The organism is Pseudomonas sp. D3 (assembly GCF_029320995.1).
Classification (GTDB): Bacteria; Pseudomonadota; Gammaproteobacteria; order Pseudomonadales; family Pseudomonadaceae; genus Aquipseudomonas; species Aquipseudomonas paraveronii.
In genome coordinates this window covers 2,487,127-2,505,387 of record NZ_CP119772.1, presented here as the reverse complement: position 1 = coordinate 2,505,387, position 18,261 = coordinate 2,487,127, and the positions used below count along the sequence as shown (strand labels likewise).

Here is an 18,261-nt window from a genome sequence, read left to right as displayed (position 1 = left end):
TTCCGAAATGCAGGATTTATACAAAAATCTCACTTTACAGGATTAATTCGCAAGACTAGATTAAGTCCATTGCAGCCCATCCCCGCTCCCCTTTCCGAGAGGACACTTCATGAAATTCGCGAGTTTTATCGTTCAAGGCCGTACCACCTACGGCGTGGTTGAAGCTGATCAGGTGATTGACCTGGAATCGGTCAAAACCACCTTTGGCACCGACCTCAAGCAGGCCATCGCCATCAATCGCCTGGGTGAACTGACGCCGGCCGTCCTGGCCCCGCTGCCACGCGTCGCATTGGCGGACGTAACGTTCCTGCCGGTGATCGAGAACCCGGGCAAAGTGCTGTGCATTGGCATCAACTACGCCACCCACGTGCGTGAAACCGGTCGTGAAATGCCGACCTACCCGATGATTTTCACGCGTTTCGCCGACAGCCAGGTTGCGCACCTGCAACCGATCATTCGTCCGAAGGCTTCGCACAAGCTGGATTTCGAAGGCGAACTCGCCGTGGTCATCGGCAAAACCGCGCGCCACGTCAAGGCCGAGGATGCGCTGGAGTATGTGGCCGGTTATGCCTGCTACAACGATGGCAGCGTCCGTGACTGGCAGAAGCACACCATCCAGTTCGTGCCGGGCAAGAACTTCCCGCACACCGGCGGCTTCGGTCCCTGGTTGGTGACCTGTGATGAGATCGGCGACCCGCAGGACCTGGAATTGACCACGCGCCTGAACGGCCAAGTGATGCAACACACCCGCACCAGCGACATGATTTTCGACGTGCGCCACCTGATCGAATACTGCTCCACCTTCACCGAACTGGCGCCCGGCGATGTGATTGTCAGCGGCACCACCGGTGGCGTCGGCGCCTTCCGCGAACCGCCGGTATGGATGAAGCCCGGCGATACCGTCGAGGTCGAGATCTCGGGCATCGGCATCCTGCGCAACAGCATCGCCGATGAGCAGTAAGCCATGAAGCCATTACCTGAATCAGAACCCCTGCCAGAGCAGGACGCCGAGAGCAAAGGCTCAAGCCTGGAACGCATGCTGCGGGTGCTGGATTTATTTACCGAGGCCAGCCCGATCTGGGCGGTCGACGAGATGGGCACCGCGCTGGGTTACACGCGGTCGACCATCTACCGCTACGTACGCGAGTTGGCCGAGGCGAACCTGTTGTTTCAGGTCGAAGCCGGCCGCTACGCGCTGGGCGCGCGGATTATCACCTGGGACCGCCAACTGCGCCTGAGCGACCCGCTGGTGCGCGCGGCACACGCCCTGGAGCAGGACCTGCCACGCTGGAGCGAGCAACAGGTGTGGCTGATCTGCCGACTGTTCAAGGACCAGGTGGTGTGTATCCACCAGCACGGCGACTTGTTCAGCGAGGTCAGCTACTCCCGTGGTTCACCCAGGCCGCTGTTCCTTGGCGCAACCTCGAAGGCGATCCTCGCCAACATGACATCGCGCCAGCACAGCCAGCTGTTTCTGGAAAACCCCGATGAAGTGCGCGCCAGCCATCTGGGGCAGACCTGGGAACAATTCCGCCGCTCACTGCAGCAACTGCGCCGCCAGGGGTATGTCGCCAGCGCGGCTGAAATTGATCCCGGCGTCTACGGCCTCGCGGCACCGATCTTCGACAGCGACGGCAAGGTGGTCGGCAGCATCAGTTGCCTTCGTCCGATTCAGGAGCGCGACAACGCACAGGAAGCGCAACAAGGGGCACACATGCAGGCCCTCGCGCAGGCGTTGTCGCAGCGCATGGCGACGCTCACCCACCGCCCCGCGTAGCCAGACTGAAAACTTTGGAAGGGAATAACAATGACAACCCTCAACAGCTTCAGCACCCAAGTCTTGATCATCGGTGCCGGGCCTACCGGACTGACCCTGGCCAACATCCTCGGCCAGGCCAATGTGGACACCCTGATCATCGACCGCAAACCCGGCACTGTGACCGAACCACGCGCCGTCTCGATCGACGATGAATCCTTGCGCACCATGCAAGCCATCGGGCTGGATGACGCCGTGTTGCGTGATGTGGTGCCCGGTTATGGCGTGCATTACTTCACCCGCGCGGGCGGGCGTTGCTTCGGCAAGGTCGAGCCCACCGGCAGGTTATATGGGTTTCCCAAGCGTAATGCGTTTCGCCAGCCGCTGTTCGAAAGCACGCTGAAGGTCGGCCTTGAACGTTTTGCGAACCTGACAGCGCGCTTCAATCACGAACTGCTCGAGTTCACTCAAGACCCGCATGGCGTGCGCGCGTTGATCAAGGATGCCGATGGCCAACTGCTCGACGTCAAGGCCAGCTACCTGATCGCCTGCGACGGCGGTCGCAGCCCGGTGCGCAAGCAACTGGGGATCGAGATGGTAGGGTCGAGCTTCTCCTCACGCTGGCTGGTGGTCGATACCGACCAGGATGACGACCCCTTCTGGCAGACCCGCGTGTATTGCGATGCCCGCCGCCCGGTGGTGGAAGTCCCCGGCCCGCACCGTACTCGGCGCTTTGAGTTCCAGCTCAAGCCGGGCGAAACCGATGCGCAGGTGCTCACCCCCGAATGCCTGCACACGCTGCTGCGTCCGTTCAAGGGCGATGCCCCGGTGTCCATTGTGCGCAAGACGGTCTACACCTTTCATGCCCGCGTCGCCGAGCGTTGGCAGGTCGGCCGTGTATTTCTCGCCGGCGATGCCGCGCACTTGACCCCGCCCTACGCTGGGCAAGGGATGAACAGCGGCGTTCGCGATGCGCACAATCTGGGCTGGAAGCTGGTCGCCGTGCTCAAGGGCCAAATGGCCGCGACCGCCCTGCTGTCTTACGAAAGCGAGCGGCGCGACCATGCCTGGGCCTTGATCAAGCTGGCCCTGAACCTTGGCGTGGTCATGGCGCCGGCCACCGTGCTGCGGGCTCGCCTGATCAGCACGGCATTCGCGCTAATCGGCCTGGTGCCGCCGCTGCGCGACTATTTCCTGCAAATGCGCTTCAAGCCCAAACCGCGGTTTACCAAAGGCCTGGTATTGCCCGAAGGCAAGGCCGGGAAGCTGGCCTGCGGGCAAATGTTTCCTCAGCCATTGCTGACCGATGCCCAAGGCCACACACAACTGCTGGACACGACCATCGGTGCCGGTTTTGCCCTGATCCACTATGGCGACCCGACCCACCAACGCCTTGATGAACTACGGCACGGTCTGTGGGACCACCTGGAGGCCAAACGCATCCTGATCCTGCCCGCGCACGTTCAGACGCTGCCGTCGATCCCCGGCTGCACCGTGCTGCAAGACCGTGAGAGTGCGCTCAAGGACCTGCTCGGCGACAGCCAGAAGTTTCTGCTGCTGCGCCCGGATCGCTATGTCGCCGCCATCTTCGACAGGACCACGCACGATCAGGTCGCCGAATCCTTGCAGGCGTTGTTCGGCATCACGCTGACAAGCCACTGCGCAGCTGAGCCGGGCATGGCGCCCGTCTACCCCTGAACCTTCAGACCCAGAGGTGTTTATGCAAACCTTGCAGACTTCCACCCCCGCCCGCCTGTGCTACCTGCACCTGGCGAGCAAAGATCCACAGCAGCAAGTCGACTTCTATCGGCGCCTGCTGGACATGGACGGCCTGGCGCAGGCTGACGGCAGTTGGCTGCTCCAGGGGCCTCAACGGGCCATGCTGATCTCGCCCGCCGACCATAGCGGCCTGCTCGCGGCGGCGTATGACCTGGGCAGCCAAGCGCACTTGAGCGCACTGCGCACGCGCCTGCTCGGCAACGGTTGTAACGTCGAAGCGCTCGACTCGCCGCTGCTGGAAGCGGGCGCCTTTCAAATCCGTGACCCCCAGGGTCGGCAAACCGTATTTGGCGTGTCTCGCGGCGCGTCCACGCTCGACCGCAACGGCATGCCGGGCCGCCTGCAGCACGTGGTGTTCCAGACCACGGAGCTGGAAGCGATGATCGACTTCTACGTCAACACCGTGGGCTTCACCGTCTCGGACAATGTCGTCGACGAGCCAAGCGGCCAGCTCACCACCTGCTTCCTGCGTTCGGACGACGAACACCATTCGCTGGCGTTCTTCCGTGGGTCGAAAAACGAGTGGGATCACCACTGTTACGAAACCAACGAATGGAACGACATTCGCGACTGGGGCGACCGCTTCGCCAAGGAACGGATCACCTTGTTCTTCGGCCCGGGTCGCCATGGCCCAGGCAACAACCTGTTCTTCATGGTGGTCGATGCCGATCGCAACCGCCTGGAGTTCTCGGCCGAGCTGGAGATTACCGAGGCCACGCGCCCGCCTGGCGTCTGGCCGCAGGAGGAATACACCCTCAACTCCTGGGGACGCGCCTGGATCCGAAGCTGAATACGCACAACCTAAAGGGTCTGCCCTCACCCACCCTCAATCGACGCGGCTACCTGCCTCTAAGGTAAGACTATGACAACTCCAATACTCGCGGCCTACGCCATCAACGGCGATCAATACATCAACGGCACCTGGCGTGCAGGTCGCTCTGCACGACGCCTGGACGACCGTAACCCCTTCAACGACGAACCCTTGCTGGAAATGCCCCTGGCCTCGGTGGCCGACCTGGATGACGCGTACCAGGCTGCCCTGCGCGCGCAAACCGACTGGGCAGCGCTGCACCCGACCCAGCGCAGTGCGCAGCTGGAAAAACTCGCCCAGGTCATCCAGAACCGCAGCGAAGAAATCATCGACTGGCTGATCCGCGAGTCCGGCAGTACCCGCATCAAGGCGGGCATGGAATGGCAGTTCACCCTCAACCTGGTTCGCGAGTGTGCAACGCTGCCGATGCAGGTTGAAGGCCGGATCCTGACCAGCTACAAGCCTGGCGAACAGAGCTTCGTGTTTCGCGAGCCGCTGGGGGTGGTCGGTGTGATCAGCCCATGGAACTTCCCGCTGTACCTGAGCATGCGCTCGGTGGTGCCGGCCCTTGCGCTGGGCAATACCGTGGTGCTCAAGCCCGCCAGTGATACGGCGGTTACCGGCGGCCTGTTGATTGCCCATCTGTTCGAAGAGGCCGGGTTCCCGGCGGGCTCGCTGAACGTGGTGGTCGGCGCGGGTTCGGAGATTGGCGATGCGTTCGTCGAGCACCCGATACCGAGCCTGATTTCCTTCACCGGCTCCACCGACGTGGGACGCAATGTCGGGCGCATCGCCACCGGCGGCAAGCACATCAAGCGCGTGGCCCTGGAGCTGGGCGGTAACGCGCCGCTGGTGGTGCTGGAAGATGCGGACATCGAGATAGCGGCGCATGCCGCAGTCGTCGGACGCTTCCTGCATCAGGGCCAGATCTGCATGAGCGTCAACCGGGTCATTGTCGACCGCTCGCTGTATGCCGACTTCGCGGCCCTGGTGGTGGAGCGTGTACGCAAACTCAAGACCGGTGACCCGGCCAAGGCCGACACGGTGATCGGGCCGGTGGTCAACCAGAGCCAGCTCGACGGTCTGTTGGGGAAGATCGCGGCCGCCGAGCGCGCCGGTCTCAAGCAGTTGTGTGGCGGCCAGGCTCGCGGGCTGGTGCTGCCGGCTCATGTCTTCGGCGAAGTGGGCCCCGACCAGGCCTTGGCCCGCGATGAAACCTTCGGGCCGTTGCTGCCGCTGCTGATCGCCGACAACCAGGCCCATGCCCTGGCGTTGGCCAACGCCAGCGAGTACGGTTTGTCCAGCGCGGTGTTTACCCGTGATATGGCGCGCGGCCTGAGTTTTGCCCGTGGCATCGTGGCGGGCATGACCCATATCAACGACATCACCGTCGACGATCAGCCCAACGCACCGTTTGGCGGCGAAAAGAATTCCGGCCTTGGGCGCTTCAACGGTCACTATGCCCTGGATGAGTTTACCCGGGCCCATTGGGTCACCTGGCAAGCCGGGAGCCATAATTACCCTTTCTGATCGTCTGTCCGGAGCGGGCAAGGCTCACACCTTGCCCCTTCAGCCCAAAACAAAAAACAAAAGGCGAAACAATGAATAATCTAGCCTGCGTGTCCACCGATCAGGTCGTTCGCTCTGATCGGCTGATGAAGTGGAAGGAGTTCATGAGCGATCACCTGGGTCGCACGCCGGAGTATATAAAGCGCCTGGAGTCCACCAACATCGACCCGTTGCACAACGGCAACTTCCAGGGCCGCCTGGAATACGGTGACTTGGGCCAGTTGCGTTTCTGCCGCCTGACCGCCAGTGCCCATCGCTATTCACGCCACCTGAGCAAGGCGCTCGATGTCGTCGACACGCCGCGGATGTTGATACTGCAAGTCGCCGGCGTCAGCCACTTCGAGCAAGGTCAGCAAAACAGCAGCGTCGCGCCGGACGAAATGCTCCTGGTCGACTGCGGCAAACCCTTCAGCGTCACCAGTACCCAGGGCTGCGAGCACTTTATCCTGTTATTCCAGGGCCCCGCCGGGCAACTGACGCAGACCGGCGACATGCACTTGAACGGCCGTAACGGGCTGGGGCGCATGTTGATGCACTTGATCAGCGACGCTTACCACCAATACCCCTTGCTCAACAGCCAGTCGGCCGGGCTGATCGGCGACAGTATCGCGGGGCTGCTGAACAATGCGCTGAAGAACAAGCAAGATGAAAAGCAACTCGACCACGACTTCCGCTTCTTCAAACAGAATCGCCTCAAGGCGTATATCGAGCGTCACCTGGCTGACCGCGACTTGAGCATAGAACGCATCGCCAATGCCGAGCAGTGCTCGGTGCGCAGCTTGCATCGGGCATTTCAGGACGAACTGGGGTGCAGTGTCAGCGAGTACATCTGGCAGCGGCGGTTGTCCCGTTGCGCCGAGGACCTGCGCAACCACGACCAGGCCCATCGCTCACTCACCGAGATCGCCTATGCCTGGGGCTATGGCAGCAGCTCTCACTTCAGCCGGCATTTCAAATCGACATTCGGCATGTCGCCCCGGCTGTTTCGTGAAACCGCCAGCGACGCCCGCGTGAAACCTACTGCGGCATGACGCCAGTCGCCGGCCATCGAAGCCTAGGCTTTGATGGCCGGTGCAGTTGGATCGTGTCAGCGCGTATCTTGATCTCAAGGTGCAAAACGCACCGATCAAAAGTCGTCCTTCACGTTTCCATCGTTAATCTTGAACTCTCGGTGTTGTAGATAAACACTTCGAATGAAGTTGTATTTATCACCGGTGATGAGCTTTTCAGATTTCATATATTGAGCGCGTCCGTCGATCATGCCCACGGCGTACAGGCTATTACGCGTAGGCACGTCGCCGATATAACGAACCGGGTTGGCGTAGATATCGGGAAAGATCGCCGGCGCATCGCGAAGTGTGCTTGGCCCCAAGAGCGGCAGTACAAGATAAGGACCACTACCTACCCCCCAGTAACCGAGGGTTTGACCGAAGTCTTCGTCATTGCGCTGCAGCCCCATGGGCGTCGCGACATCGATCAATCCCGCCAGGCCAAGGGTGCTGTTGAGTAAGAGGCGACTGGTATCAACCCCGGCGCTATGGAACTTGGCTTGAAGTACATTGTTCGCGAGGTTCTTGACCTCTCCCAGGTTGTTGAAAAAATTATGAATGCCGTCTTGCGCAATGCGCGGGGTGACAAATTGATAACCCTGGGCAAGTGGTTTCAGTGCGTAGGTATCCAGCGTGTCATTGAATGAAAAGATCGGGCGGTTAATGCGTTCCCAGGGGTCCTTGTCGGAGTCCGCCCGGGAAAGGGGTGAAAGCGTGATGAAACAGGCGCAGGTCAGTACCTGAACGCAACGGCTTAAATTGGAACGATAGGCACGCATGTTTATTTCCCATTGAATGAAGTTAGCCGATTTGACGCACGCAAGCCGTTCCATCGCTGCGCTTCTGTGTGCAACTGGCAGAGCCATTAATTCCAACCGCCCCCCAACACTTTGTACAACGTGATGCGGTTACTCTGCTCGGTCAGACGCAGGGTGATCAGGTCCTGTTGGGCGCTGTAGAGCGAGCGTTGCGCATCCAAGGCTTCCAGGTAGCTTTGCGAGCCGCCCCGATACAAGGCATCCGAGAGTTCGAAGCTTTTGCGACTGGCGTCGGTCAGCGCCTGTTGCGCGGCGATCCGGCGATCCAGGGTGCTGCGCACGGCCAGCGCGTCGGCCACTTCGCGGAACGCGGTCTGCAGGGTTTGCTGATAGGTCTGTATCTGGATGTCGCGCTCGACCTTGGCCGAATCCAGGGTCGCGCGGTTACTCCCGCCGTCGAAAATCGGCACGCTGATGCTCGGGGCAAAGGTCCAGGCACCGCTGCCGGATTTGAACAGGCCGGCCAATGCCGAGCTGGACGAGCCAGCGTCGGCGGTCAGGCTGATGCTGGGGTAAAACTTCGCACGGGCCGCGCCGATGTCGATATTCGCCGACTTGAGCGTGTGTTCCGCCGACAGCACATCCGGGCGTTGTTGCAAGAGGCTCGAAGGCAGGCCCGCCGGTATGTCCACCAGCACCGCCGCCGACGCCAAGTGCGTGCCCGGCAAGAGTGCCTCGGGAAGGTCACTGCCGACCAACAGGCGCAAGGCATTGCGGTCCTGCAGAATCTGGCTCTCGTAGGACGCCACATCGCCGCGCGCCGACTCGACCGTGGTCTGGGCTTGCGCCACCGACAGCGCGGAGGAGCCGCCCAGGGCATAGCTGTTTTGGGTCAGGTCGTAGGTGGCCAACTGGCTGGTCAGGGTTTCCTGGGCCAGCAGCAGCCGTTCGTTGTCGGCGGCCAGGGTCAGCCAGGCGGTGGCCACTTCGGCCACCAGGCTGATTTGCGTACTGCGTCGGGTTTCCGTCAGCGCCAGGTAGTCTTCCAGCGCCTCATCCCGAAGGTTACGTACCCGACCAAACACGTCCAGTTCATAACTGCTCAGCCCCAATTGCGCGCTGTAATCGTGGGTGGTGGCCGCCGTACCGGTGTTGGACAACGACCCGGGTGTACGGCTGTGGGTGCCGCTGACGCTCGCATCAAGGGTGGGAAACAGGTCCGCGCGCTTGATGCGGTACTGCGCCTGAGCCTTTTCGACATTCAGGCTTGCCAGGCGTAAATCACGGTTATTGGCCAGCGCCAACGTCTGCAACTGCGCCAGGCGGCTGTCGGTAAAGAACTGCTGCCATTTGACATCGGCGCCCACCTGCCCTTTCGGCAGGCTGGCCGCCGGCAGCCATTGCCCGGAGACGGGCGCTTCAGGACGCTCATACTGGGGCGCCAGGTTGACGCAGCCACCCAGGACCATGGCAGCCAGCAAAGGCCAGTGTGACTTGATCATGCATCACCTGTCGGAGCAGATTGATTAGCGCTGCGCTCGCGCCCGAAACGGCGGCGGATCAGCACAAAAAACAGCGGTACAAAGAAGATCCCCAGCACCGTGGCGCTGAACATACCGCCCAGCACGCCCGTACCGATGGCCTGGCGCCCGGCGGAGCCTGCGCCGGTACTCAAGGCCAGCGGCAACACGCCGAACATGAAGGCCAGGGACGTCATCAGAATCGGCCGCAGGCGTTGGCGCACCGCGATCAGCGTCGCGTCGATCAGGCTGTTGCCCTGCTCTTGCAGGTGCTTGGCGAACTCCACGATCAGGATCGCGTTTTTCGCGGCCAGGCCCACGGTGGTCAACAGCCCCACCTGGAAATACACGTCGTTGCTCAACCCGGCGACGCGGGTCGCCAGCACCGCACCGATCACCCCCAGGGGCACCACCAGAATCACCGAAAACGGCACCGACCAACTCTCGTAGAGCGCAGCCAGGCACAGGAACACAAACAATACGGAAAGTGCATAGAGCAGCGGGGCCTGGGACCCGGACAGGCGTAATTGATAGGACTGCCCTGTCCACTCGTAGCCGATGCCCTGGGGCAATTGCCGGACGATGGCTTCCACCGCGTCCATGGCGTCGCCGGAGCTCACGCCTGGCGCGGGGTCACCGACGATTTCCAGGGAGGCGTTGCCGTTGTAGCGTTCCAGCAAGGGTGAGCCGTAACTCCAGGTGCTGCTGGCAAACGATGAGAACGGCACCATTTCATTGCTGCTGTTGCGCACGAACCAATGATCAAGGTCCGCGGCCTGCATGCGCGCGGATGCCTGACCCTGCACATAGACTTTTTTCACCCGACCCTGGTTGAGAAAATCATTCACATAAGTACCGCCCAACGCCGTCGACAAGGTGGTGTTGATATCGCTGGTACTCAGGCTCAGGGCGCCGGCCTTGCGGTCGTCAATGCTGACCTTGAGCTGCGGCGCATCGTCCAGGCCGTTGCTGCGAACCCCCAGCAAGCGCGGATCTTTTCTGGCCAGCTCAAGAAACTGTTCGCGGGCCGCCACCAGCGCATCATGGCCCAGGCCACCGAGGTCCTTGAGTTGCAGGTCGAACCCCGAGCTCTGGCCCAGACCGCGCACGGTCGGAGGCTGCATGACGAAAGCGTCGGCATCGCCGATGCTGGAGAGCGCCATGGTCGCCCGTTGGGCAATCGCCGCCGCACCCTGGCCAGGCCCACCGCGTTCGCCCCAGTCCTTGAGGCGGATAAACGCCCGCGCGGTGTTCTGGCTGTTACCGCCCATGCCCAGCCCGCTGATGCTGATCATCGCTTCGACTTCGGGCTGTTTGAGGATGTAGTCCTCGAACTGCTTGACCACGGCCTGGGTACGGCTGTCCGTCGCGCCGACCGGCAACTGGATCTGCGCCAGGAGGATTCCTTGGTCTTCGTCCGGCAGAAACGACGTGGGTAGGCTCATGTAGCCCACCGCCATGACCACCAGCACTCCGCCATAGAGCAACAGGCTGCGCCCCCAGCGCCGCAACACCGCACCCACCCAACACTCGTAACCGACGCTGGCACGTTCAAAGGTACGGTTGAACCAGCCGAAGAACCCGTGCTGAGCACCCTGCCCCTGGCCGTCGTGCGTTTTGAGCAACGAGGCGCAGAGCGCGGGTGTCAGGGTCATCGCCACCAACACCGACAAGACCATGGCCGAGACAATGGTCACCGAAAACTGCCGATAGATAATCCCGGTGGAACCGCCGAAAAACGCCATGGGGATAAACACCGCGCTCAGCACCATCGTGATGCCGACCAGTGCGCTGGTGATTTCACGCATCGATTGACGCGTGGCCGCCACGGGCGATAGTCCCTGGCCCATCAGCCGCTCAACGTTTTCGACCACCACGATGGCGTCGTCAACCAGCAAGCCGATCGCCAGGACCATGGCAAACATCGTCAAGGTATTGATCGAATAGCCAAACACCGCCAACACGCCGAACGTGCCCAGCAGCACCACCGGCACGGTAATCGCCGGGATCAGCGTCGCGCGCAGGTTTTGCAGGAACAGGAACATGATCAACACCACCAGCACGATGGCTTCGCCCAAGGCCTTGACCACTTCCTCAATGGAGAGGCTGACAAATGGCGTGGTGTCGTAGGCAATCACATTTTTAAGCTGCATTTCTGTCGGGTAGAACGGCTCCATTTCTTTGAGCTTGGCCTTGACCGCCTTGCCGACGTTCAGCGCATTCGCGCCTGCCGCCAACTGCACCCCCATGGCAGCGGCGGGCTTGCCGTTGAGGGCGGTGCTGATGTCGTAGCTTTCACTGCCCAACTCCAAGGTCGCGACATCGCCCAGCAACACCACGGCGCCATCGCTGTTGGACTTGACCACCACATTGCGAAACGCTTCGACGGTCTGCAGTTTGCTGCGGGCGCTGATCGTCGCGTTCAACTGCTGCCCCTTGATCGCCGGCAGGGCACCGAGCTGCCCGGCGGAGACTTCGGTGTTCTGCGCCTCCAGGGCACTGCTGACGTCCGAAGGCATCAGCGCGTATTTTTCCAACAGGGCCGGGTCCAGCCAGATACGCATGGCGTAGCCTGATCCCAACGTTTGCACATCACCGACGCCGTCAATGCGGCTGATGGAGTCCAGCAAGGTGGTGGAAATGTAGTCACCGATCTGAGTGCCGGTAACGCTGGGGTCATCCGAGGCCAGGGCAACAATCATCAAGAAATCCGAGCCGCCCTTGGTCACGGTCAGGCCTTCGCTTTGTACCGATTGCGGCAGCCTCGACTCGGCTTGTTGCAGCTTGTTCTGCACCTGCATCTGGGCCACATCCGGGTCGGTGCCGGCGGTAAAGGTCAAGCTGATGCTGGCGCTGCCCGCCGAGCTGCTGGTGGCCGACATGTAGGTCAGGTTATCCAGGCCTTTCATCTGCTGCTCGATGACCTGGGTCACCGAGTCTTCCACGGTCTTGGCCGAGGCCCCGGTGTAGGTCGCGGAAATCTTCACCGTGGGTGGCGCGATGTCCGGGTATTGCTCCAGCGGCAACTGGCTGATGGACAGGCTGCCACCGAGCATGATCACGATGGCGATGACCCAGGCGAAAATCGGTCGATCAATAAAAAAGTGCGCCACGCTTAACCCTCCTTCGCAGGGGTGGACGGCGTGGCCGCCGGAGCATTGGCGTCCTGCACCTGGACGGCGGCGCCGGCACGGACTTTTTGTCCGCCTTCGACGACCAACTGATCACCGGCCTTCAGGCCCGCCGTGATCCACCACTGATTACCCACCGCGCGATCGACGGTCAGCTCACGCTGTTCAACCTTGCCATCGACCACCAGCAACGCCGTGGTCACACCGCTGGCGCTGCGGTTCACCGCTTTTTGCGGGATCAGAATGGCTTGGTCATTGCGCGCCTGTTCCAGCACCGCGCGCACATACATGCCCGGTAACAGCAGGTGGTCCGGGTTGGCAAATTCGGCACGCAGGGTGACGGTGCCCGTGCCTTCGTTGACACTCACCCCGCTGACCTTGAGCCGCCCAGTCTGGTTGTAGGTGCTGCCGTCATCCAGCTTCAGGCTGATCCGCGCCTCGCCGTTGCCATTGGACTGCAACACGCCGCTGGCCAGGTCACGCTTGAGCCGCAGCAGTTCCGTGGTCGATTGGGTCACGTCCACATAGATCGGATCGAGTTGTTGCACGGTGGTCAATGCGCTGTCCTGATTGGCCACCACCAGCGCGCCCGGGGTCACCGTGGACGTTTCAATGCGCCCGCTGACCGGCGAGGTGATGCGCGTGTAAGCCAGGTTGATCCGTGCGGTTTGGACTTCCGCCTCGGCGACTTGCACGTCGGCGGCGGCCGTCAGCAAGGTCGCCTGAGCGTCTTCGTTAGTTTGCTGACTGATGGCATTGATCTTCACCAGTTCGGCGTCGCGCTTGGCGGTGGTCTGCGCCGATTTAAGCGTGGCGCGGTACTTGACCAGGCTCGCCTCGGACTGCGCCAGCGCGGCGGTATAGGACGCCGCATCCAATTGGTACAGCGCTTGCCCGACCTTGACATCCGCGCCCTCGACGAACAACCGCCGCTGGACGATACCGCCGACTTGCGGACGAATCTGCGCCACCATGAAGGCCTGGGTGCGTCCCGCCAACTCGGTGGTCAGTACTTGGCTCTGGGGTTTTACGCTGATCACCGAGACTTTGGGGGTGATCGCTTGAGGTTCCGGCTTGCCACCGGAGCAACCGCCCAGCAGGACCAGGATGAACAAAGACAGGCAAACCGCGGCGGTTACCAGGTATTTGGCGATGATTTTCGTCGACATAACGGCCTCTACAAGACGGGATTGCTTGAGTCAGCGCTATCGTGCAAGGCAAATGTGCAGGAAAATTGAAGATTGCCCGACCGGGTTGAATCTTTTCGTCGCCAGGGCCTAAATGGTTCGATCCATTCTTAACGGCCCTCCTGCATGAAGCTGAGTATCTCCACCAAGCTGTTTATTGCGGTACTGGCCGGTGTGCTGCTGGTCATCCTGAGCATGGGGGTGGCGACGAGCTGGAGTTTTGGAAGGGGCTTTCTCGGCTATCTCAATGAGCAGGCGCTGGACCGCATGGCGCCCGTGCTACCGCGCCTGGCCAGTGCCTACGCGCGTGAAGGCAGCTGGGAGTTCCTGCGCAACCGGTCGGATCGCTGGTTCGACATTATGCGGCCCGAACTCGGCGAAGATCCGGCGAAGAACGATTTGCGCACGCCCATGGCGTCGGACCTGACAGGCGCGCTGTTTCGCATGGCCTTGCTGGATGAACACAAAAAACGCGTGAACGGCTACCCGGATATCGGCGACGACGCCCTGTTACGTCCGATTGTGGTGGCCGACGAAACCGTTGGCTGGCTGGCCGTGACCCCGTTCCAGAGCGTGACCGAAGCCGGCGGCGAACGGTTCCAGCAATACCAGTTACGCACCAGCCTGGTGATGGGCGCCTTTTCGCTGGTGCTGGCGATGCTGATTGCCTGGTGGATCGCCCGCACGCTGTTGGAGCCGGTCAAACGGGTGGCCGCGGCGACCCACCGCCTGGCCAGCGGCGACTACAGCGGCCGGGTGGCGGTGGCCTCCAATGATGAAGTGGGCCAATTGGCCCGTGACTTCAACCAACTCGCCTATACCCTGGAGCGCAATGAACAGATGCGCCGCGAATTCATGGCTGATGTCTCCCACGAGTTGCGCACCCCGCTGTCGGTGTTGCGCGGCGAGTTGGAGGCCATCGAGGATGGTGTACGCACCCTGAACCCAGGCTCGATGAAGTCTTTGCAAGGTGAGGTCAGCATGCTCAGCAAGCTGGTGAATGACCTGTATGAACTGTCCCTGGCGGATGTGGGCGCGCTGACCTACCGCAAGAGCGCGTGCGCAGTGGATCAACTGCTGCAAGCCAGCGTGTCGATGTTCCAAGAGCGCCTGAACGACCGGCACCTGCGCGTCGAACTGGACCTGCCGTTCCAGCCTATGGAATTGTTGGCCGATGCCAATCGCCTGCAGCAACTGTTTTCCAACCTGCTGGAAAACACCGTGCGCTACACCGACCCAAACGGGCTCATACGCATCCGCGCCGTCGTGGATCGCACCCACGTGTGCATCGACTTTATCGACTCCGGCCCCGGGGTTTCGGCCGAGCAGTTGCCGCGCCTGTTCGAGCGCTTCTATCGCGGCGAATCATCGCGCAACCGTGCCAGTGGCGGAGCCGGTCTGGGCCTGGCGATTTGTCACAACATCGCCCTCGCCCACGGCGGCAGCCTTAGCGCCGCTCACTCGCCCCTCGGCGGCCTTTGGCTGACCCTGCGCTTGCCACGGAATATCTGAACCATGAGCGACAAAAACCCGATCCTGATCGTCGAAGATGAACCGAAGCTGGCCGCCTTGATGCAGGATTATCTGGTCGCGGCAGGCTACTCGACCCAGTGCCTGGACAACGGCTTGCAGGTAGTGCCGACAGTGCGTGCGCAAACACCGCGCCTGATCTTGCTCGACCTGATGCTGCCCGGCCGAGACGGCATGCAAGTCTGCCAGGACCTGCGCAGTTTCAGCGCCGTGCCCATCATCATGATCACCGCCCGCGTCGAAGAGGTGGACCGCCTGCTGGGCCTGGACCTGGGCGCCGACGACTACATCTGCAAGCCTTTCAGCCCACGGGAGGTGGTGGCCCGGGTCAAGGCCATCCTGCGCCGCGGCCCCCAACTGCTGGTCAACTCCGCGCCGCGACTGCTGATCGACGAAGCGCAATATCGCGCTTCAATAGACGGCATCGCACTGGACCTCACCCCCCTGGAGCTGCGACTGCTCAGCACCTTTGCACGTTCCGCCGGGCGAGTGTTTTCCCGTGACCAACTGCTCGACAAGATCTACTCCGACCACCGCGTGGTCACCGACCGCACCGTGGACAGCCATATCCGCAACTTGCGGCGCAAGCTGGAGCAGGCGTGCCCAGGGGAAACGCCCATCGAATCGTTGTATGGGGTCGGTTATCGGTTTCAGCTTTCCGAGGCCTGAGATCTCGGAATAATACACATCGGCACCGTCAACGAGGCGCAAGCGGAACGCCTGCAACCACCTCCAGATACCGGAGCACGCTAAACCTAGGTCAGATTCAACCCGCCGTCAGAGAGGAGTATCTCGCCGGTTAAGTAGTCCGACTCGACCAGCATTACAACAGCGTTTGCGATGTCGTCTGGGCTAGCGGCCCTGCGCATAGGTGCGCGAGTTCGCCACAACTCTTGGGCCTCTGTCCACTCGGCGGTCAGAGGCGTATCGACCAAGCCAGGCGCCACAGCGTTTACGCGAATGTCTGGCCCCAGCGATACCGCGAGCAAGCGGGTCATGTGATTAAGCGCAGCTTTGCTTACCGCATAGGGAATCGATGCGCCCTTAGGACGGATACCGGCATGCGAACTGATGTTTACGACACAACCTGCTCGACGGTAACGGGCGGCATCGCGCAATGCCGACTCGGCCAATGCGACGAGGTGGAACGGCGCCACGACATTAATCTCGTTAAGTTCGTGCCACACCGTCGAATTGGCCGAGGCAAGGTCGCCGTGCGGAATGACTCTGCTAATACCGGCGTTATTGACCAATACGTCGAGCTGCCCCCACGCGGCGATCGCCTCGTTAATAAGCCTGGCCCTGTCAGCTTCGAACGCAAGATCCGCTTGCACGTAAATAGCCTGCTTCATTTCGGCAACCATAGCGCGTCCCGTATCCGCAGAATTTCGCGAATGGAGCACCACTGCATAGCCTGCCCGGCTTAGTGCACGTGCAATGGCTGCGCCGATACCGGAAGTGGACCCTGTAACCAACGCGACGCGTAATACGTTATCGATTGTCGGATTGGGTTTCATAGGGACATCTCGAATGGGTTGCTAGAAAGCCATCACCGTAGCACCCAGCGGGCAACGTCGGCATCAGGCGGTCACGATAGGCAGGTATCCATTTTCAAAATGGATTTTTCTCGCTCAAACCGGGCGATCCGAGCTTCCAGCCCCTGAATTTCCTGCTGTTCTGGGGTCAGCTTCTTGCTCTGCGGCGTGACGCCTTGGCGACCTTTCTGGACCTGGTCAACCCAGCGGCGCAGCGCTGACTCACCCCTGCCGAGTGAGCGGCTGGCTTGGATGTAGCGGCAGTTTTGCTTGAGCACGAGGTCGGCAGCCTCGCGTTTGAATTCAGCCGTAAAGGAGCGGCGTTGTTTGCTCATCTGACACCCCTTTAGGCGAGCATTCTCGCCTAAAGGGGTGTCAGGTTTCATTAGACCACTACATTGGCAGCCGCCTAAGCGGCTGCCAATGGCCCGTTAATGACTCAAATCAATCACCATGCGGCCTTTGATTTTTCCCTGCTGCATTTCATCGAAAATCTGATTGATATCTTCGATCGGACGCAATGTTACCTTCGGCACCACCTTTCCTTGCGCGGCAAACTCGAAGGCTTCAACGAGGTCTTGTCGAGTGCCGACCAGCGAGCCAACCACCTCGATCCCGTCAAGCACCAACCGAGGAATATTGAGGCTCATGGCTTCAGGCGGAAGGCCGACTGCGACCAGGCGTCCACCGGCACGCAGGGCATCCACCGCAGAGTTGAACGCGACTTTGGCGACGGCCGTCACGACAGCCGCGTGAGCTCCGCCGACCTTCTCCTGGATAACTTTTGCGGCATCCTCGTCGCGGGAGTTGATGACCAGATCGGCGCCCATTTCCCTGGCGAACTGCAGTTGATCGTCGTTAATGTCCACGGCAATAACCCTGGCGTTGAAGACATTTTTTGCATACTGCAACGCCAGATTCCCCAGGCCGCCCAGCCCGTAGATCGCAATCCATTGCCCCGGGCGAATATTGGAAACCTTGACGGCTTTATACGTCGTGACGCCAGCACAGGTCACGCTGCTCGCCGCCGCAGAATCAAGCCCGTCAGGTACTTTCACTGAGTAGTCGGCGACGACAATGCACTCTTCGGCCATTGCGCCATCCACGGTATAACCGGAGTTTTTGACGTCGCGGCAGAGTGTCTCGTTGCCGCTGTTGCAGTATTCACAGTGCCCGCAGCCTTGGAAAAACCACGCTACGCTGGCACGATCACCGGGCTTCAGCGAGGTGACGCCCGGTCCTACCGCCTGCACGATACCGATGCCTTCATGGCCCAGGATTACCCCGGTTTTATCACCGAAATCACCGTTCTTGACGTGCAGGTCAGTATGGCAGACCCCGCAGCACTGCATTTTGAGGAGCGCCTCACCATGTTTCAGGGGCCGTAATGTTTTTTCGGTCACGTTCACGCGTTGCCCTTGGGCAACAACAGCAGCTTTCATACTTATCTCCTTGTATCCGTGAGTGAGCTTGCGTTGTAGTAGGTCCAACAAGTGACAAAGGCTGACAGCAGCCAACCGCCATAAGCGTCATCCGCAACCCCAACCGCTCAAGCAGTCCGAGGTCTGGCGCAATGCTCGCCACCGCTGACGGCGGACAACTGGCGATGCTGATCGGCAGAGCGACACGCATCTTT

At 61.2% G+C, this 18,261-nt stretch carries 14 protein-coding genes and 1 pseudogene; 8 read left to right on the top strand and 7 right to left on the bottom strand.

Translation table 11 applies throughout. The features are described from left to right. Window positions 1-109 precede the first annotated feature (109 nt). The 6 genes from P3S72_RS11590 (at window position 110) to P3S72_RS11565 (ending at window position 6,946) form a co-directional block, all read left to right on the top strand. Window positions 110-961 (top strand): fumarylacetoacetate hydrolase family protein, encoded by an 852-nt coding sequence (locus P3S72_RS11590; protein ID WP_276197423.1) that lies wholly within the window; start codon window positions 110-112, stop codon window positions 959-961. Between the two features lie 3 nt (window positions 962-964). Continuing rightward, window positions 965-1,777 (top strand): IclR family transcriptional regulator, encoded by an 813-nt coding sequence (locus P3S72_RS11585; protein ID WP_247396551.1) that lies wholly within the window; start codon window positions 965-967, stop codon window positions 1,775-1,777. Between the two features lie 30 nt (window positions 1,778-1,807). Beyond that, on the top strand, window positions 1,808-3,454 hold the full coding sequence (locus P3S72_RS11580; protein WP_276197422.1) for a bifunctional 3-(3-hydroxy-phenyl)propionate/3-hydroxycinnamic acid hydroxylase: 1,647 nt from the start codon (window positions 1,808-1,810) through the stop codon (window positions 3,452-3,454). 22 nt (window positions 3,455-3,476) lie between these two features. Next, on the top strand, window positions 3,477-4,325 hold the full coding sequence (locus P3S72_RS11575; protein ID WP_276197421.1) for a VOC family protein: 849 nt from the start codon (window positions 3,477-3,479) through the stop codon (window positions 4,323-4,325). A 72-nt stretch (window positions 4,326-4,397) separates the two neighbouring features. Next, window positions 4,398-5,876 carry an aldehyde dehydrogenase family protein gene (locus P3S72_RS11570; protein ID WP_276197420.1) on the top strand — a complete coding sequence of 493 codons (1,479 nt, stop codon included), beginning with the start codon at window positions 4,398-4,400 and terminating at the stop codon, window positions 5,874-5,876. Window positions 5,877-5,947: 71 nt separating this feature from the next. After that, window positions 5,948-6,946 (top strand): helix-turn-helix domain-containing protein, encoded by a 999-nt coding sequence (locus tag P3S72_RS11565; RefSeq protein WP_247396543.1) that lies wholly within the window; start codon window positions 5,948-5,950, stop codon window positions 6,944-6,946. A gap of 95 nt (window positions 6,947-7,041) precedes the next feature. On the opposite strand, the gene P3S72_RS11560 is transcribed toward P3S72_RS11565, so the two are convergent. The 4 genes from P3S72_RS11560 to P3S72_RS11545 all read right to left on the bottom strand — a co-directional run bounded on the left by P3S72_RS11560 (window position 7,042) and on the right by P3S72_RS11545 (window position 13,542). Then, window positions 7,042-7,743 carry a VacJ family lipoprotein gene (locus P3S72_RS11560; RefSeq protein ID WP_276197419.1) on the bottom strand — a complete coding sequence of 234 codons (702 nt, stop codon included), beginning with the start codon at window positions 7,741-7,743 and terminating at the stop codon, window positions 7,042-7,044. A gap of 86 nt (window positions 7,744-7,829) precedes the next feature. Beyond that, window positions 7,830-9,224, bottom strand: a complete 1,395-nt coding sequence (locus P3S72_RS11555) for an efflux transporter outer membrane subunit (protein ID WP_276197418.1) — start codon at window positions 9,222-9,224, stop codon at window positions 7,830-7,832. After that, window positions 9,221-12,355 carry an efflux RND transporter permease subunit gene (locus tag P3S72_RS11550; protein WP_276197417.1) on the bottom strand — a complete coding sequence of 1,045 codons (3,135 nt, stop codon included), beginning with the start codon at window positions 12,353-12,355 and terminating at the stop codon, window positions 9,221-9,223. The genes P3S72_RS11555 and P3S72_RS11550 overlap by 4 nt, the downstream gene beginning before the upstream one ends. Window positions 12,356-12,357: 2 nt before the next feature. Then, entirely contained in the window at window positions 12,358-13,542 is a 1,185-nt protein-coding gene (locus P3S72_RS11545; RefSeq protein ID WP_276197416.1) for an efflux RND transporter periplasmic adaptor subunit, read from the bottom strand. Between the two features lie 144 nt (window positions 13,543-13,686). Between P3S72_RS11545 and baeS the strand changes: the two genes are divergently transcribed. Then, window positions 13,687-15,072: a sensor histidine kinase efflux regulator BaeS gene (gene baeS / locus P3S72_RS11540; RefSeq protein WP_276197415.1), complete on the top strand. Its 1,386-nt coding sequence runs from the start codon at window positions 13,687-13,689 to the stop codon at window positions 15,070-15,072. Window positions 15,073-15,075: 3 nt separating this feature from the next. Further along, a complete protein-coding gene (locus P3S72_RS11535; RefSeq protein WP_276197414.1) occupies window positions 15,076-15,759 on the top strand; it encodes a response regulator in 684 nt (227 codons plus the stop codon). A gap of 86 nt (window positions 15,760-15,845) precedes the next feature. Here the strand turns inward: P3S72_RS11535 and P3S72_RS11530 are convergent, their stop codons facing one another. From P3S72_RS11530 to adhP, 3 genes and pseudogenes are all read right to left on the bottom strand, one after another. Continuing rightward, window positions 15,846-16,607 (bottom strand): SDR family oxidoreductase, encoded by a 762-nt coding sequence (locus tag P3S72_RS11530; protein ID WP_276197413.1) that lies wholly within the window; start codon window positions 16,605-16,607, stop codon window positions 15,846-15,848. Between the two features lie 92 nt (window positions 16,608-16,699). After that, a pseudogene (locus P3S72_RS11525) lies at window positions 16,700-16,960 on the bottom strand (transposase); the annotation flags it as partial. A gap of 96 nt (window positions 16,961-17,056) precedes the next feature. Next, a complete protein-coding gene (gene adhP, locus P3S72_RS11520; RefSeq protein ID WP_276197412.1) occupies window positions 17,057-18,067 on the bottom strand; it encodes an alcohol dehydrogenase AdhP in 1,011 nt (336 codons plus the stop codon). Between the last annotated feature and the right edge of the window lie 194 nt (window positions 18,068-18,261).

Coding starts and splice junctions, on each gene's coding strand:
- P3S72_RS11590 (WP_276197423.1), top strand. CDS start 110: ATGAAATTCGCGAGTTTTATCGTTCAAGGCCGTACCACCTACGGCGTG.
- P3S72_RS11555 (WP_276197418.1), bottom strand. CDS start 9,224: ATGATCAAGTCACACTGGCCTTTGCTGGCTGCCATGGTCCTGGGTGGC.
- P3S72_RS11580 (WP_276197422.1), top strand. CDS start 1,808: ATGACAACCCTCAACAGCTTCAGCACCCAAGTCTTGATCATCGGTGCC.
- P3S72_RS11575 (WP_276197421.1), top strand. CDS start 3,477: ATGCAAACCTTGCAGACTTCCACCCCCGCCCGCCTGTGCTACCTGCAC.
- P3S72_RS11560 (WP_276197419.1), bottom strand. CDS start 7,743: ATGCGTGCCTATCGTTCCAATTTAAGCCGTTGCGTTCAGGTACTGACC.
- P3S72_RS11545 (WP_276197416.1), bottom strand. CDS start 13,542: ATGTCGACGAAAATCATCGCCAAATACCTGGTAACCGCCGCGGTTTGC.
- P3S72_RS11530 (WP_276197413.1), bottom strand. CDS start 16,607: ATGAAACCCAATCCGACAATCGATAACGTATTACGCGTCGCGTTGGTT.
- P3S72_RS11585 (WP_247396551.1), top strand. CDS start 965: ATGAAGCCATTACCTGAATCAGAACCCCTGCCAGAGCAGGACGCCGAG.
- baeS (WP_276197415.1), top strand. CDS start 13,687: ATGAAGCTGAGTATCTCCACCAAGCTGTTTATTGCGGTACTGGCCGGT.
- P3S72_RS11535 (WP_276197414.1), top strand. CDS start 15,076: ATGAGCGACAAAAACCCGATCCTGATCGTCGAAGATGAACCGAAGCTG.
- P3S72_RS11570 (WP_276197420.1), top strand. CDS start 4,398: ATGACAACTCCAATACTCGCGGCCTACGCCATCAACGGCGATCAATAC.
- adhP (WP_276197412.1), bottom strand. CDS start 18,067: ATGAAAGCTGCTGTTGTTGCCCAAGGGCAACGCGTGAACGTGACCGAA.
- P3S72_RS11565 (WP_247396543.1), top strand. CDS start 5,948: ATGAATAATCTAGCCTGCGTGTCCACCGATCAGGTCGTTCGCTCTGAT.